The 14,948-nt window shown below is 65.2% G+C and carries 14 protein-coding genes; 7 read left to right on the top strand and 7 right to left on the bottom strand.

Annotation, left to right across the window (positions count from 1 at the left end):
* Positions 1-3: 3 nt before the first annotated feature.
* Positions 4-1,176: a 3-ketosteroid-9-alpha-monooxygenase, oxygenase component gene (locus MNAB215_RS11590; RefSeq protein ID WP_077078990.1), complete on the bottom strand. Its 1,173-nt coding sequence runs from the start codon at positions 1,174-1,176 to the stop codon at positions 4-6.
* A gap of 115 nt (positions 1,177-1,291) precedes the next feature.
* Between MNAB215_RS11590 and MNAB215_RS11595 the strand changes: the two genes are divergently transcribed.
* Both MNAB215_RS11595 and MNAB215_RS11600 read left to right on the top strand, forming a co-directional pair.
* Positions 1,292-1,816, top strand: coding sequence for a gamma carbonic anhydrase family protein (locus tag MNAB215_RS11595; RefSeq protein WP_077078991.1), 525 nt, complete (start codon positions 1,292-1,294; stop codon positions 1,814-1,816).
* A gap of 145 nt (positions 1,817-1,961) precedes the next feature.
* On the top strand, positions 1,962-3,617 hold the full coding sequence (locus MNAB215_RS11600; RefSeq protein WP_077078992.1) for an NAD-dependent malic enzyme: 1,656 nt from the start codon (positions 1,962-1,964) through the stop codon (positions 3,615-3,617).
* Positions 3,618-3,640: 23 nt separating this feature from the next.
* Here MNAB215_RS11600 and MNAB215_RS11605 read toward each other — a convergent pair whose 3' ends face one another.
* The 5 genes from MNAB215_RS11605 to MNAB215_RS11625 all read right to left on the bottom strand — a co-directional run bounded on the left by MNAB215_RS11605 (position 3,641) and on the right by MNAB215_RS11625 (position 8,355).
* On the bottom strand, positions 3,641-4,603 hold the full coding sequence (locus MNAB215_RS11605) for an NHL repeat-containing protein (RefSeq protein ID WP_077078993.1): 963 nt from the start codon (positions 4,601-4,603) through the stop codon (positions 3,641-3,643).
* Between the two features lie 88 nt (positions 4,604-4,691).
* Positions 4,692-5,099, bottom strand: coding sequence for a nuclear transport factor 2 family protein (locus MNAB215_RS11610; RefSeq protein ID WP_077078994.1), 408 nt, complete (start codon positions 5,097-5,099; stop codon positions 4,692-4,694).
* Positions 5,096-6,289, bottom strand: coding sequence for a thiolase domain-containing protein (locus MNAB215_RS11615; RefSeq protein WP_077078995.1), 1,194 nt, complete (start codon positions 6,287-6,289; stop codon positions 5,096-5,098). The genes MNAB215_RS11610 and MNAB215_RS11615 overlap by 4 nt, the downstream gene beginning before the upstream one ends.
* On the bottom strand, positions 6,289-7,350 hold the full coding sequence (locus MNAB215_RS11620) for a thiolase domain-containing protein (RefSeq protein ID WP_077078996.1): 1,062 nt from the start codon (positions 7,348-7,350) through the stop codon (positions 6,289-6,291). Before MNAB215_RS11620 ends, MNAB215_RS11615 begins: the two co-directional genes overlap by 1 nt.
* A gap of 15 nt (positions 7,351-7,365) precedes the next feature.
* Positions 7,366-8,355, bottom strand: a complete 990-nt coding sequence (locus MNAB215_RS11625; protein WP_077078997.1) for a Zn-ribbon domain-containing OB-fold protein — start codon at positions 8,353-8,355, stop codon at positions 7,366-7,368.
* An 81-nt stretch (positions 8,356-8,436) separates the two neighbouring features.
* Here MNAB215_RS11625 and MNAB215_RS11630 point away from each other — a divergent pair, with 81 nt between their 5' ends.
* From MNAB215_RS11630 to MNAB215_RS11640, 3 genes are read left to right on the top strand one after another with little or no spacing between them, the layout of a single operon-like run.
* Positions 8,437-9,468 (top strand): LLM class F420-dependent oxidoreductase, encoded by a 1,032-nt coding sequence (locus MNAB215_RS11630; RefSeq protein ID WP_077078998.1) that lies wholly within the window; start codon positions 8,437-8,439, stop codon positions 9,466-9,468.
* A gap of 42 nt (positions 9,469-9,510) precedes the next feature.
* Complete coding sequence (locus MNAB215_RS11635; protein WP_077078999.1) at positions 9,511-10,227, top strand: acetoacetate decarboxylase family protein; 717 nt, start codon at positions 9,511-9,513, stop codon at positions 10,225-10,227.
* Entirely contained in the window at positions 10,224-11,429 is a 1,206-nt protein-coding gene (locus MNAB215_RS11640; protein ID WP_077079000.1) for a cytochrome P450, read from the top strand. The genes MNAB215_RS11635 and MNAB215_RS11640 overlap by 4 nt, the downstream gene beginning before the upstream one ends.
* Before the next feature lie 197 nt (positions 11,430-11,626).
* On the opposite strand, the gene MNAB215_RS11645 is transcribed toward MNAB215_RS11640, so the two are convergent.
* Entirely contained in the window at positions 11,627-12,439 is an 813-nt protein-coding gene (locus MNAB215_RS11645; protein ID WP_077081940.1) for a crotonase/enoyl-CoA hydratase family protein, read from the bottom strand.
* Positions 12,440-12,503: 64 nt separating this feature from the next.
* On the opposite strand from MNAB215_RS11645, the gene MNAB215_RS11650 reads away from it, so the two are divergent.
* Positions 12,504-14,156 (top strand): acyl-CoA synthetase, encoded by a 1,653-nt coding sequence (locus MNAB215_RS11650; RefSeq protein WP_108637613.1) that lies wholly within the window; start codon positions 12,504-12,506, stop codon positions 14,154-14,156.
* Positions 14,157-14,169: 13 nt separating this feature from the next.
* Positions 14,170-14,937: a fructosamine kinase family protein gene (locus MNAB215_RS11655; protein WP_077079002.1), complete on the top strand. Its 768-nt coding sequence runs from the start codon at positions 14,170-14,172 to the stop codon at positions 14,935-14,937.
* Positions 14,938-14,948 lie beyond the last annotated feature (11 nt).

A 14,948-nucleotide genomic window follows, 5' to 3' on the forward strand; every position in this document is an offset into this window, starting at 1 on the left:
TCGTCAGCGTTGTTCGGCTGGAACTTCTTCGGCCGCAGGGGCTTCGGCATCCGAAGCCTTGAGGTTCTCTTCGACCTCGGTGTTCCAGTACTCGTTGGCCCGGGTGGTGTCCACCTCGATCTCGAAGCGTTCCACCATCTCCGGTTCGATGTCGGCCACGTCGACGTAGAACTGCTGGTACCAACGACGCAGCTGATAGACAGCGCCGTCCTCCTCGACCAGCAGCGGGTTGTCGATGCGGGTCTTGTGCTTCCAGATTTCGACGTCCTGCAGGAAGCCCTTGCTGACGCCCTCGGTGAACACCCTCGACAGCTTGTTGGTCATCTTTTCGTCCATGCCCTTGGGCTTTTCGACGATGACACCCCATTGCAGCACAAACGAGTTCTGCGTCACCGGGTAGTGGCAGTTGATCAGGATCGACTCGGCCTTAAAGCCGCCGTAGCTGTTGTGCAGCCAGTTGATCATGAACGACGGCCCGAAGTAGGACGCCTCGGAGTCCAGTTGCGCTTCGCCGTAGGACGTCCCGAGGTCGTTGACGTCAGGACGGCCGACGTTGTGCAGGTACTGCGAGGCGATGTGGCCCTCGAAGACGTTCTTGAAGTACGTCGGCAAACCGAAATGGATGTAGAAGAAGTGCGCCATATCGGTGACGTTGTCGATGATGTCGCGGCAGTTGGATCCCTCGATGAGGATGCTGTTCCACCGCCACTCGGTCCACTCGCCGCTGGTGTATTCGGGGATCTCGGGGATCTGGACGGCCGGGTCCGGCGGATTGCCCTCGTGGTCGTGCCAGACGAACAGCAGGCCGCTGCGGACGTCCGTGGTCCACGCACGCGTGCGTGCCGTCTTGGGCGTGCGCTTGGCGTAGGGCACCAGCTTGCAGCGTCCGTCGCCGCCCCAGCGCCAGTCGTGGAACGGGCAGGCGACCTCGTCGCCCTTGATGGTGCCCTCGGACAAATCGCCGCCCATGTGCCGGCAGTAGCCGTCCAGGACCTTGATGTCACCCGCCGAATCGGCGAAGACCACCAACTTGGTGCCGAACGCCTGAATCGAATGCGGTTTGCCGTCCAGGAAGTCTTGTGCGACACCCAGGCAGTGCCAGCCCCGGGCGTACCTGGTCGGCAAGGCGCCGGGATCGATTTCCCGGATGCCGACCGCTTTGGTGTCGGTAGTCACCTGTTACCTCCAACGTGCTAGCCCTCTAACTAGAACACGTTACAGTTTTTCGCCCCGCAAGCGCAATGACAGCGGCCCTGGCCACGGGATATTCATGCTGGGGTATATCTAGACGATGCCGCTGTTCGCTTTCGAGGGTCGGGCGCCGCGCATCGATCCGACCGCCTTTGTGGCGCCGACCGCGACCCTGATCGGCGACGTTACCGTCGAGGCTGGCGCGTCGGTGTGGTTCAACGCCGTGCTGCGCGGCGATTATGGGCCGATCGTCGTGCGAGAAGGCGCCAATGTGCAGGATGGCTCGGTGCTGCACGCACCGCCGGGCATCCCGGTCGACATCGGTCCGGGCGCGACGGTGGCCCACATGTGCGTCATTCACGGAGTGCATGTCGGGTCCGAGGCGCTGATCGCCAACCACGCCACGGTGCTCGACGGCGCGGTGATCGGCGCACGCAGCCTGGTCGCGGCGCACTCTTTGGTGACCGCCGGAAGCCAGATTCCGGCCGGGGTGCTCGTCGTCGGGGCACCGGCGCAGATCAAGGGTCCGATTGCCGGCACCGGCGCGGAAATGTGGGTCAACCTGAACCCACAGGCGTACCGCGACCTGGCGCAGCGCCATCTGGCCGGGCTCGAGCCAATCTAGCCGCTGGATCATCGGTTTTCCGCAGGGAACGACACCGCGCGATTCTTGTGAAAACATCAATTCGGCTCGGATCACGGTTGCGGCGGCGTCCGCGCTCCTATGAGATGAAGCCCGGGACTCCGTTCGTCGACTGAGGAGTTTGTCGATGTCTGATGAATTGCGAGGACAGGCCAGGCTGTTCGACGCTTTGACGACCAAGGGCACCGCTTTCACGATTGAGGAGCGGCGCAAGTTGGGCCTGCTGGGTCTGTTGCCTACCGTGGTGAAGACTCTCGGCGAGCAAGCCGAACATATTTGGCACGAATTCTCTTCTCGCCATGATGATCTGGACAAGCACATCTATCTGCGCGCATTGCAAGACCGCAACGAGACGCTGTTCTACCGGGTGCTGCGCGAGCACATCCCCGAAACGTTGCCGATCATCTACACGCCGACCGTCGGTGAGGCCTGCCAGCGCTTCGGCGAAATCTATCGGCGGCCGCGGGGGTTGTTCGTTTCCTATGCCGACCGCGACTGCCTTGGCGAGGTGATTGGCAACCGTCCGCAGCGCGATGTCGACGTGATCGTGGTGACTGACGGCCAGCGCATCCTGGGCTTGGGCGACCAGGGCATCGGGGGTATGGGCATTCCGATCGGCAAGCTGTCGCTCTACAGTCTCATCGGCGGCATCGACCCCGCTCGCACTCTTCCGATTGTTCTGGATGTGGGTACCGACAACGTCGAATTGCTGGACGATCCACATTATTTGGGCTGGCGCCACCGACGCATCGATGACGAGGATTACTACGCGTTCATTGACAAGTTCGTCGCGGCGGTGCACGAGCAATTGCCCAACGTGCTGCTGCAGTGGGAGGACTTCGCCACCGCGCACGCGCTGCCGATTCTGGCTCGCTACCGTGACAAACTGCTGACTTTCAACGACGACATCCAGGGCACCGCCGCGGTCGCCCTGGGGGCGCTGCACGGTGCTGCGACAGCGGCCGGTCGTCCGCTGTCGCAGCAGCAGGTGGTGATGCTGGGCGCGGGCTCGGCGGGCATCGGTGTGTTGGACATGATTCGCCAGCAGATGGTGACCGAGGGGCTGTCCGAAAAGGCGGCGCTGGAACGGATCTGGGTTGTCGACGTGGTAGGCCTGCTCACCGACGATCGTACGGATTTGTCTGCGGCACAACGCGCATTCGCCCAGCCTGCTGGGCGCGTTGCCGGCTGGGGCCTGTCCGGCGCGGCCCAACTTGCCGACGTCGTGCACCAGGTCGACGTCGGTGTGCTGCTCGGACTGTCCACTGCTGCGGGGGCTTTCACTGAGGACATCGTGCGCGAGATGGCCGGCAAAACCGCGCGGCCGATCATTTTCCCGCTGTCCAATCCGACTAGCCGCGCCGAGGCGCGTCCGGCCGAATTGGACCAGTGGACGCAGGGACGCGCGCTGATCGCCACGGGATCACCTTTTGGGCCGCTGCTGCGCAAAGGCGTGGAACAGCCTGTCGCACAATGCAACAACGTCTACATCTTCCCAGCCATGGGCCTGGCCGTGACCGCCGCGCAGGCGACCCGGGTGACCGACGAAATGATGCGGGTCGCGGCGGCGACCTTGGGTGACGCATCGCCCGCGCTCGCCGACCCCGACCAGCCGCTGCTGCCTGCGTGGACGGACGTGCCAGACGTCGCGGTGCGCATCGCCCATGCCGTAGCTGCCCAGGCCGTAGCGGACGGGGTCGCTCCCAAACGCACCAATGACGAACTCGCGCAACGCATCACGCAGGTGCGCTGGATCCCCGAGTACCCGGCGACGCCAGCCTAAGGATCCGCTTCCTCGTTGCCGCGTCATCTCCCAAGTGGTGTCGCCTGATATCCCGCCGGCATTTTCAACACCTGGTTGCGAAAGTCGACCACATAGACGTCGCCCTGATCGGTCACCGCTATTCCGTACGGAGCGAAGAGGCCGGTGAACGGCAGCTGGGACACGGTGTTCGAGCCCGCCGTCAATTTGAGAACCCGATCGTTGTTCAAGTCGGTGACATAGACGTTATTGCCGCGATCGACTGCCACGGTGTTCGGAAAGTTGAGGCCGGTGAACGGCAGGATCACCGGAGTGGTTGTTCCTGCAGGCAGTTTCTGCACCCGGTTGTTGCCGGCGTCGGCGACGTAGACACCATCGGCGCTGTCCGCTGCTAGACCATACGGCTGGTTCAGTGGGGTGAACGGCACTACGACCTGGGTATTCGAGGCGGCGGGCAGCTCAAGCACCTGGTTGTTTTTGAGATCGGAGACGTAGACATTGCCGGTGCTGTCCACCGTCACGCCATGCGGCTCAGTCAGACCGGTGAACGGGAGTTCTATCTGAGTCTTGGCCCCGGCGGGGAGTTTCAAGACCCGCTTGTTGTCCTGGTCGGCGACGTAGAGGCTGCCATTGTTGTCCACCGCCAAACCGGCTGGATTGTTCAGGCCGGTAAACGGCATCTCGGTCGGCGTGCTGGAGCCGGCGGGCAGCTGGAGCACCCGCTGGTCGCCCGAGTCGACAACGTAAACATTGCCCGCTCTGTCCACCCCCACCCCTTCGGGATCTTTGAGGGAGAACGGCAGTACGGCCTCGCTGCGAGCGGCCGCAGCGCTTGGCGACGCGGCCTGCTTGGACGCGGTCTGCCCAGAGGATGTTCGTCCGAATACCAGGTAGCCGGTGACTGCGATGATCGCGACGATGACGAGCACAGCACCCGCGATGGCCAGGATGAGCCGGTTCCGTGACGACTTGGGCTGTGCGCGGGCCTCGAACTTCCCTGTGTCCATGAGCCGACTCCCTCACCGTCGTGGTGAACGCGACACCTGGACACTACCGCGCAGGCAGTACCCGCGCACCACGAGTTGAGTAGAGCCGCTAAACCTTTCGGGTGCCTGCCGCGGCGGCTTCCATCTCCCAGTACGCGCGGAGCGCGACCAGCTTGCCCTCGTCGTTGGCCTTGTAGGTGAACACGCCCTCGGCCGTGGTGAGGTAGTCGCCCGTGGTGATGAGGATGTGCCCGACGTTGGCTTCCTCGTTGCCGCACTGGTAGGTGTCGCGGAAGACGAACTCGATTTTGGTGGTGGGCGCAATGGCCTTGTCCCAGAAGGCCGAGATCGCGTCGCGGCCGCGGTGCCCTTTGCCTTCCGGGTCGAAAGCCGAAGGGCCGATGGGATCCTCGACGATGGCGTCGTCGGTGAACACCGCGAGCCATGCGTCCTTGTTTCTGGCGATGACCGCCTCGCGCGAGCGCCGGCCGGCCTCGTGGGCCGGGTGCTCCGTCACGCGTCTACCTTTGCGGGTTTGTTGGCACCGACCACCCACATGGAGTAGTACTGCGAGCCGCCGCCGTAGGCGTGTCCCAGTGCTTTCCGGGCACCCGGAACCTGGTGATCGCCGCCCTTGCCCATCACCTGGATTGCCGACTCGGCGAACCGGATCAGGCCCGAAGCGCCGATCGGGTTTGACGACAACACGCCGCCGGAGGGGTTCACCGGGAGCTTTCCGCCTATGGCGGTCTCGCCGGACTCGGTGAGCTTCCAGCCCTCGCCCTCGGCGGCAAAACCCAGGCTCTCCAACCACATCGGCTCGAACCAGGAGAACGGTACATAGATTTCTGCGACGTCGATCTCGTCGATCGGGCTGGTGATGCCGGCGCCCTGCCATAGCGCGGCGGCCGCGTCGCGGCTGGCCTGCGGGCTGACCTGGTCGCGCCCGGAGAACTGCAGCGGCTCGGTGCGCAGCGCAGTGGCGTGAATCCAGGCCACCGGATTTCCCTGCGCCAGATGAGCTTCGGCGCTCTCCTCATCGCCGATCACCACGGCGGCGGCACCGTCGGAGGATGGGCAGGTCTCGTCGTAGCGGATGGGGTCCCACAGCATCGGGGACTCCATCACCTTCTCGACGGTGATGTCGGGCTGGTGCAGATGGGCCAGCGGGTTGCGGGCCCCGTTGAGCCGGTCCTTGGTCGCGACGATGGCGCCGATGTTGAGCGGTGCGCCGGAGCGGCGGATGTACGAGCGAACGTGCGGGGCAAAATACCCGCCTGCGCCCGCGCCCACCGGTTTGATGAACGGGATGGGAATCGACAACGCCCACATGGCATTCGACTCCGACTGCTTTTCCCAGGCCATCGCGAGCACGCGCTTGTACTTCCCGGACTGCACCAGGCTGGCCGCGACTATCGCGGTCGACCCGCCAACCGAGCCGGCGGTGTGTACCCGGATCAGCGGCTTGCCGGTGGCGCCAACGGCATCGGCCATGAACAGCTCCGGCATCATGACGCCCTCGAAGAAGTCGGGCGCCTTGCCGACCACGACCGCGTCGATGTCGGCAAAGGTACTGCCAGAGTCGGCGAGTGCCCGATCGATCGCCTCGCGCACCAGGCCGTTCATCGAGACGTCTTTGCGCTTGGCCACATACTTGGTCTGCCCGGTACCCAGTACCGCTGCGAGATGCGCGCCTGCGCCGGCCATCAGTTCTTTCCTTCCATGACCGCAACCAGGTTCTGTTGTAACGCGGGCCCGCTGGTAGCGTGCGCGAGCACTCGTTCGGCCGATCCGTTCCAGATATGTTGTGCGGCAAAGCCGATACGCTCGAGACCGGCGACGAACATGGGGTTGGCCGACAGCGCGCCGCCGGACAAGTTGACTTTGGTCTTGCCGTTGATTCCGATGGCCTCGGCCAGGATCAGATGCTGGTGGGTGAACGGCGCATGCAGCTCGGCGACGTCAACACCGGCGTCGCCACCGGTGGCCGCCGAGGCCGAGGCCGCGGTCGACGGCGACTCGGTGAGGTCGCGCGCACCCAGGACCGGGGTTTCGATGCGATGCTCGATTCCCGTTATCCAGGCAGGGTTTTCCCGCAACTCACGGGCACGGTCGCCGGCCGCGAGCACAATCGCTGCGGCCCCGTCGGTGATCGGTGCGATGTCGTGGCGTCGCAGCGGGTCATTGAAGAACGGCCGGGCCAGCAGTTCGTCGATGCTCTTGGCGGACTTTTCGCGGTCGTTGCGCTCGGCATGAGCGAACGAGTCGAGGGCAACCTGGGCCATCTGCTCGTGCGTCCACTTGCCGGAGTCGAGACCCAGGCGGGCCTGTAATCCCGCCAGCGACACCGAGTCCGGCCACAGCGGCGCGACGGTGTAGGGGTCGGTCTGTCGAGACAGGATCTGGCGCAGGATGCCGGCCGAGGACTTTCCGAACCCGTACACCAGCGCCGTGTCGACCTCGCCGGTCAGGATCTTGATGTAAGCCTCGTAGAGGGCCCAGGCCGCGTCCATCTCGACGTGTGACTCGTTGATCGGCGGCACGGCCCCGATCGAGTCGATCGCCGAGATGAACGAGAACGCCCGTCCGGCAAGGTAATCCGAGGATCCCGAGCACCAGAAGCCGATGTCGGTCCTGGCAATGCCGAGCTCCTCGTAGAGCTGGGCGAAGCACGGTATCAACATTTCGACGCCGTTGGTGGTGCCGTCGGTGCGGCGGACATGCGGGGCGTGGGCAAAGCCGACCACCGCAACGTTGCGATCACTCATGTGTGGGTAGGCCCTTTACAGGTGGTGCTTGTAGGTGTCGTATTCGGCGTCCGGCTCGCCGGTCGGCCGGAAGTATTCGATGTTGTCGATGCCGAAACCCCACTCCTCGCGAGGCCTCCACACCGCCTCGACCCGCATGCCCATCCGAACGTCGTCCGCGTCGATGTCGGCGACGAGGTGCAAGAAGGCGATGTCTGCCCCGTCGAGCAGCACGTAGGCCGCCACGTAGGGCGGCTTGATGCGCTGACCCTGGAACGGGATGTTGATGATCGCGAACGTCGTCACGGTGCCCTTGTCCGGCAGTTCGACGAATTCGGTGGTGGGCTGGCCGGTTGCCGGGTCCGCGCCGTGCGGTGGGAAGTAGACCTTGCCGTTCTCGCCGGTGCGCGCACCCAGCAGCTTGCCCTCGGCGATGGCACGCAAGTACGCGCTTTCCTCGTGCGAGGCGGTGTGCTGAATGGTCAGCGAGACCGGCGTGACGATCATCGTGACCGGGTCCTGCTCGGTGGCAGGCCCTTCGGGTTCAGCGTCCTCGCCGAGTGCGAAGTACGCGATGTCGGTGATGGCGCCCACCGTCTCGTCCGCCCAGTGCACATGCACGCGCGCACCGCTGTGGATCGCGTCGGGCGTGCCGGCGTCGACCGCATGGATCAGCGGTGTGTCGGCGCCGTCCAGCTTGATCAGGGCCCAGGCGAACGGCCGGTCGAGCGGCTCGCCGCCCAGGGGTTCGGGCTGCCACGTCCACGACACCACGGTGCCGACGGCCGACACCGGTACCATCTCGCCCAGCGGTTCGTAGGTAACCGGGTCGTATTCGGCAGGTGGTACATGCACCCGGCCGTCTGATCCGCGCACCCCTAGGACGCGGCGCTCACGCAGCGCGGTGAAGAACTTTCCCAGCGTGGGACCGACTGAACGGGTGTAGTCGAAGGAGAGGGTTAACGGCGCGGAGAGAGGCGGCTCGGAGTGATCGATAGTGGTCGGGCCGCTCGAAGTGGCTGTCACGCCATCGAGTAGAACAGGTTCTAAGAACCGTTTCAACATTGGGTTGTGGTCGGGTCCGTTCTGGCAGGGAAAGGCGGAGAGATGAAGCTGGGGTTGCAGCTGGGTTATTGGGGCGCTCACCCGCCGGACAACGCCGGCGAACTCGTCGCCGAGGCCGAGGCCGCCGGGTTCGACGCCGTGTTCACCGCTGAGGCATGGGGATCCGACGCCTACACACCGCTGGCCTGGTGGGGATCGTCAACCGAGCGGGTGCGGCTGGGCACGTCTGTCGTGCAGCTGTCCGCGCGCACCCCGACGGCGTGTGCGATGGCCGCCTTGACGCTCGACCACCTCAGCGGCGGCCGCCACATCCTCGGGCTCGGAGTGTCCGGCCCGCAGGTCGTGGAGGGCTGGTACGGCCAGACGTTTCCCAAGCCCCTGGCCCGCACCCGTGAATACATCGACATCATCCGGCAGGTGTGGGCCCGTAAAGCGCCGGTGACCAGCGCCGGTCCGCACTATCCGCTGCCGCGGATTGGGGAGGGCACCACCGGCCTGGGCAAGCCGCTCAAGCCCATCACCCACCCGCTGCGCGCCGATATCCCGATCATGCTGGGCGCCGAGGGGCCGAAGAACGTGGCGCTGGCCGCCGAGATCTGCGACGGCTGGCTGCCGATCTTCTACACGCCGCGCATGGCGGACATGTACAACGAATGGCTCGACGAGGGCTTCGCCCGGCCCGGTGCCCGGCGCAGCCGCGAGGACTTCGAGATCTGCGCGACGGCTCAGGTCGTCGTCACCGAGGACCGGGCGGCGGCGCACGCCGCGATCAAGCCGCATCTCGCGCTGTACATGGGCGGAATGGGCGCCGAGGACACCAACTTCCACGCCGACGTGTACCGACGGATGGGCTATGCGGAGGTGGTCGAGGAGGTCACCAAGCTGTTCCGCACCAACCAGAAGGACAAGGCGGCCGAGATCATCCCGGATGAGCTCGTCGACGACGCCATGATCGTCGGCGACATCGACTACGTCCGTAAGCAGATCGCGGCCTGGGAAGCCGCGGGCGTGACCATGATGGTCGTGTCCGGTCGCACACCGGAGCAGGTCCGGGACTTGGCCGCGCTGGTTTAGCCGGTTCTTGCCAGGGATTAGAACGCGTTCTAGATTTACCGGATGACTGCGTCCCAGCACACCATCGCGGGCACCGTTCTGACGATGCCGGTGCAGATCCGCAAGGCGAATCAGCACATGGCCATGTTCTCTATCGACGCCGACGCCGCCCAGCGGCTGATCGACTACAGCGGTCTTCAGGTCTGCCGTTACCTGCCGGGGCGCGCGATCGCGGTCCTGATGCTGATGCATTACATCGACGGCGACCTGGGGCAGTACTACGAATTCGGCACCAGCATCATGGTGAACCCGCCTGGATCCGATGCGAGTGGGCCGCGTGCCCTAGGGTCCGCCGGCGCCTTCATCCACCACCTGCCCGTCGACCAGGCGTTCACGCTAGAAGCGGGAACAACGATCTGGGGCTACCCAAAAGTCATGGCGGACTTCACGATTCGTGAAGGCGCTCAGTTCGGCTTCGACTGCGTCGTCGACGGGCAACTGGTGATCGGCATGGACTTCCGCCGCGGCCTGCCGATTCGGCTGACCCCGCGGCAGCAGGCGCAGCGCAGCTACTCGCACCGCGACGGGGTCACCCGCGAGACCGGCTTCGAGCACACGCTCGACGGTGTCCGCACGCGGATCGGGGGCGTGCGCGTCCGGCTCGGCGATCACCCCTACGCGAAAGAGCTGGCGTCGCTGGGCCTTCCGAAGCGCGCGATAGTCTCAAGCTCTGCTGACCAGGTACAGATGACATTCGGCGATGCCCAGGAGATCTCATGACAGTGACTTCAGCGACCAGACCCTCTGTGGATCTGACCGACGGCGCGTTCTACGCGGGCGACTCGCGGTCGATCTATCGCTGGATGCGGGAGAACGAGCCGGTCTTCCGGGACCGCAACGGTTTGGCCGCCGCGGCGACCTATCAGGCCGTCATCGAGGCCGAGCGCAAGCCGGAGCTGTTTTCCAACGCCGGCGGCATCCGGCCCGACCAACCCGGCGTCGAGATGATGATCGAGATGGACGACCCGCAACACCTGTTGCGGCGCAAGCTCGTCAACTACGGCTTCACCCGCAAGCGCGTGAAAGATCTGGAATCCAAGATCACTTCGCTGTGCGACACGCTGATCGACGCGGTGTGTGAACGGGGCGAGTGCGACTTCGTCTGGGACATCGCCGCGCCCCTGCCGATGGCGGTCATCGGCGACATGCTCGGGGTCCGTCCGGAGGAACGCGAGATGTTCCTCAAGTGGTCCGACGATCTGGTCAGCTCCTTGAGTAGTACTGCGGCCGAAGCGGACATCCAGGTCACCATGGATGCCTTCGCCGCCTACAGCGGATACATGATGGGGATGATCGAGGCCCGCAAGGCAGAACCGACCGATGATCTGGTCAGCGTCCTGGTGCATGCGGAGGTCGAAGGGGCGCAGCTGGAGGACCATCAGATTGTCACCGAGGTCCTGCTGCTGCTGATCGGCGGCGACGAGACCACCCGCCACACGCTGTCCGGCGGGACCAGGCAGCTACTGCTGCACCCCGAGCAGCACCGGCGGTTGGTGGGCGACCTGTCGTTGCTGCCCAACGCGATCGAAGAGATGCTGCGCTGGACGGCACCGGTGAAGAACATGGCGCGCACGATCACCGCCGACACCGAGTTCCACGGCACGCAGCTGCACCAGGGCGAGAAGATCATCCTGCTGTTCGAGTCGGCGAACTTCGACGAGAAGGTCTTCGAGGACCCGGAGAGCTTCGATATCGAGCGCTACCCGAACAACCACCTCGCGTTCGGCTTCGGGACGCACTTCTGCCTGGGCAACCAGCTCGCCCGGCTGGAGTTGTCGATCATGCAGACGCGCCTGCTGCAGCGCCTTCCGGATCTGCGACTGGCCTCTCCAGACGCTGCACTGCCGTTGCGGCCGGCGAACTTCGTGTCCGGCCTGGAGAAGATGCCGGTGGCATTCACCCCGAGCGCCCCGCTGGGGTAAGGCACTGCTGCTCGCGAACGGGCGGTCACGTCAGCAACATTGGGCGCTGTCGTCTTCACCCACGTTTTGCCCGCCTCCGAGCGACAACGCAGCGGTGACGACGACGCGCAGCCCAGCTACGCGCGATTGTCGCTCGGAGGCGGGCAAAACATCAGGCGTCTCGCGTGGAGCCCTCCGCGCGCAGATGTGACGAAGCGCTAGCGGTTCTGGAAATTGGGCTTGCGCTTCTCGGCGAAGGCCCGCGGCCCTTCCTTGGCGTCGTCGGATAGAAACACCTTGATGCCGATCTGGGTGTCGATCTTGAACGCGTCGTTCTCGTGCAGGCCCTCGGTCTCGCGGATCGCCCGCAAAATCGCCTGGACCGCCAGAGGCCCGTTGTTCTCGATGAGCTCGGCGATCTCGAGCGCCTTGGTCAGGGCCTGGCCGTCGGGGACCAGGTGCCCGATCAGGCCGATCTCCTTGGCCTCGGCGGCGGTGATGTGCCGCCCGGTCAGCAGCAGGTCGCAGGCGACCGTGTAGGGGATCTGCCGCACCAGGCGCACGGCCGAGCCGCCCATCGGGTACAGGCTCCACTTGGCCTCGGAAATGCCGAACTTGGCGCTTTCGCCGGCAACCCGGATGTCGGTGCCCTGCAGGATCTCGGTGCCCCCGGCGATCGCGGGCCCTTCGACGGCGGCGATCAGCGGCTTGGTCAGCCGGCGACCCTTCAGCAGGGCGTCGATGCGTGACGGGTCGTAGCTGCCGTCTTTGAAAGACTCGCCCGGCGGCTTCTTGGTTGCTGCCTTGAGGTCCATCCCCGCGCAGAAGTAGCCACCGGCCCCGGTCAGGATGCAGCATCGGATGTCGTCGTCGTTGTCGACGCGGTCCCAGGCCTGCACCATGATTTCCATCATTTCGGTGCTCAGCGCGTTGCGGGCGTGCGGCCGGTTCAACGTGACGATCAGGGTGTGGCCGCGCTGTTCAACGATCGCGTCGGGACCCGATTGTTCGTTTGCTGGAGCCTCGGCCATCACTATCGCCTTTCCCTCGTCTGTGAGCATCAGCTTGTCAAGAAATGTAACACGTTCTAATTTGGTGGCCGTGGCCCTGAATATTGCCGATCTCGCCGAGCACGCCATTGACGCTGTGCCTGACCGTGTCGCCCTCATCTGCGGTGATGAGAAGCTGACCTACGCACAACTGGAGGAGAAGGCCAACCGCCTGGCGCACTACCTCATCGATCGGGGCGTCAAAAAGGACGACAAGGTCGGGCTGTACTGCCGCAACCGCATCGAGATCGTTATCGCGATGCTCGGCATCATCAAGGCCGGCGCCATCCTGGTGAACGTCAACTTCCGCTACGTCGAGGGTGAGCTGCGCTACCTGTTCGACAACTCGGACATGGTCGCGCTGGTGCACGAGCGCCAGTACTCCGACCGGGTCGCCAACGTGCTGCCCGAGACTCCGAACATCAAGACGATCCTCGTCGTCGAGGACGGCAGCGACAACGATTTCCAGCGCTACGGCGGCGTCGAGTTCTACTCGGCGATCGCGCAGGGCTCGCCCGAGCGGGACTTCGGCCCACGCAGCGCCGACGACATCTACCTGCTGTATACGGGTGGCACGACGGGCTTCCCTAAGGGCGTGATGTGGCGCCACGAGGACATCTACCGAGTGTTGTTCGGGGGCACGGACTTCACCACGGGCGAGTTCGTCAAGGACGAGTACGACCTGGCGAAGTCGGCCGTCGCCAACCCGCCGATGATCCGCTACCCGATCCCGCCGATGATTCACGGGGCCACCCAGTCGGCTACCTGGATGGCGCTGTTCGCGGGTCAAACTACTTTGCTTGCACCGGAATTCGACGCCGACACGGTCTGGCGCACAATTCACGAGCACAAGGTCAACATGCTCTTCTTCACCGGCGACGCGATGGCCCGCCCGCTGCTGGATGCCCTGCTGGCCCAGCAAGACAAGGGCAACGAGTACGACCTGTCGTCGCTGTTCGTGCTCACCAGCACCGCGGCACTGTTCTCCACCAGCATCAAGGAGAAGTTCCTCGAGCTGCTGCCCAACCGCGTGATCACCGATTCGATCGGATCTTCGGAGACCGGTTTTGGCGGCATCAGCGTCGTCACGAAGGGTCAGTCGCACACGGGCGGACCGCGGGTGCAGATCGACAAGACCACGGTAGTGCTCGACGAGGAGGGCAACGAGGTCGAGCCGGGATCGGGTGTGCGGGGCTTCATCGCCAAACGCGGCAACATCCCCGTCGGGTATTTCAAGGACGAGAAGAAGACTGCCGAGACCTTTAGGACGTTCCACGGCGTGCGCTACGCCATCCCCGGCGACTTCGCAACGGTGGAGGAGGACGGCAGCGTCACCATGCTGGGCCGCGGTTCGGTGTCCATCAACAGCGGTGGCGAGAAGATCTACCCCGAAGAGGTGGAGGCCGCGCTCAAGGGGCACCCCGACGTGTTCGACGCCTTGGTCGTCGGAGTACCCGACCCGCGCTTCGGGCAGCACGTCGCTGCGGTGGTGCACGCACGCGAGGGGACCCGGCCGGCGCTGGCCGAACTCGATGCCTTCGTACGTAGCGAGATCGCGGGATACAAAGTGCCGCGCAGCCTTTGGCTGGTCAACGAGATCAAGCGGTCGCCAGCGGGCAAGCCCGACTACCGCTGGGCCAAGGAACAGACCGAGGCGCGGCCCGCCGACGACGTTCACTCCGCGCACGTCACCGCCTGATCCTTCAGGCTGTGTGACCGACTTCGTCAAACGCCGCCAAGGCGCCCCGGATGGCTTCTTTGCCTGGGAAGCCGCGGGGCTGGGATGGCTTTCGAGCGTCGGCGAGGGCGTGCCGTGCGCGCAGGTTCGTTCCTTCGACGCCTCCAGCCTGACGCTGCAACGACTCGATTCGGTGGCTCCGAGCCGCGAAGCGGCCGACGTGTTCGGCGGCCGGCTGGCGGTCACGCACGGCGCGGGCGCCGCGGCATACGGTGCCGGACCCGACGGCTGGGATGGACCAGGGTTCTTCGGGCCGCTGTCCCAGCCGTTGCCGATGTCGCTTCGTGCACACCCGCGCTGGGGCGACTTCTATGCCGACGAACGACTGGTTCCGATGACCGAGCTCGCGGCGCCGCGGCTCGACGCGTCGACCCGGGCAGCGATCGTCGCCGTCGCGGCACGGTGCCGCGCGGGGGACTTCGACGACGACGACGGACCGTCCCGGCTGCACGGTGATTTGTGGAGCGGCAACGTGATGTGGACGCCCGACGGCGTGGTGCTGATCGATCCGGCCGCGCACGCCGGTCACCGCGAAACCGACCTGGCGATGCTCGCGCTGTTCGGCTGCCCGCACTACGAAGCCGTCATCGATGGTTATCAACGCGTGCGGCCGCTGAAACCGGGCTGGCGCAACCGCGTCGGGCTGCATCAGCTGTTTCCACTGCTGGCACACGTGGTGCTGTTCGGCGGCGGGTATGCGGGGCAGACGCACGCCGCGGCCCGCGCCGCGCTGGCCGCCTGAGGGCCGAGGTC

Source organism: Mycobacterium numidiamassiliense, assembly GCF_900157365.1.
GTDB lineage: Bacteria > Actinomycetota > Actinomycetes > Mycobacteriales > Mycobacteriaceae > Mycobacterium > Mycobacterium numidiamassiliense.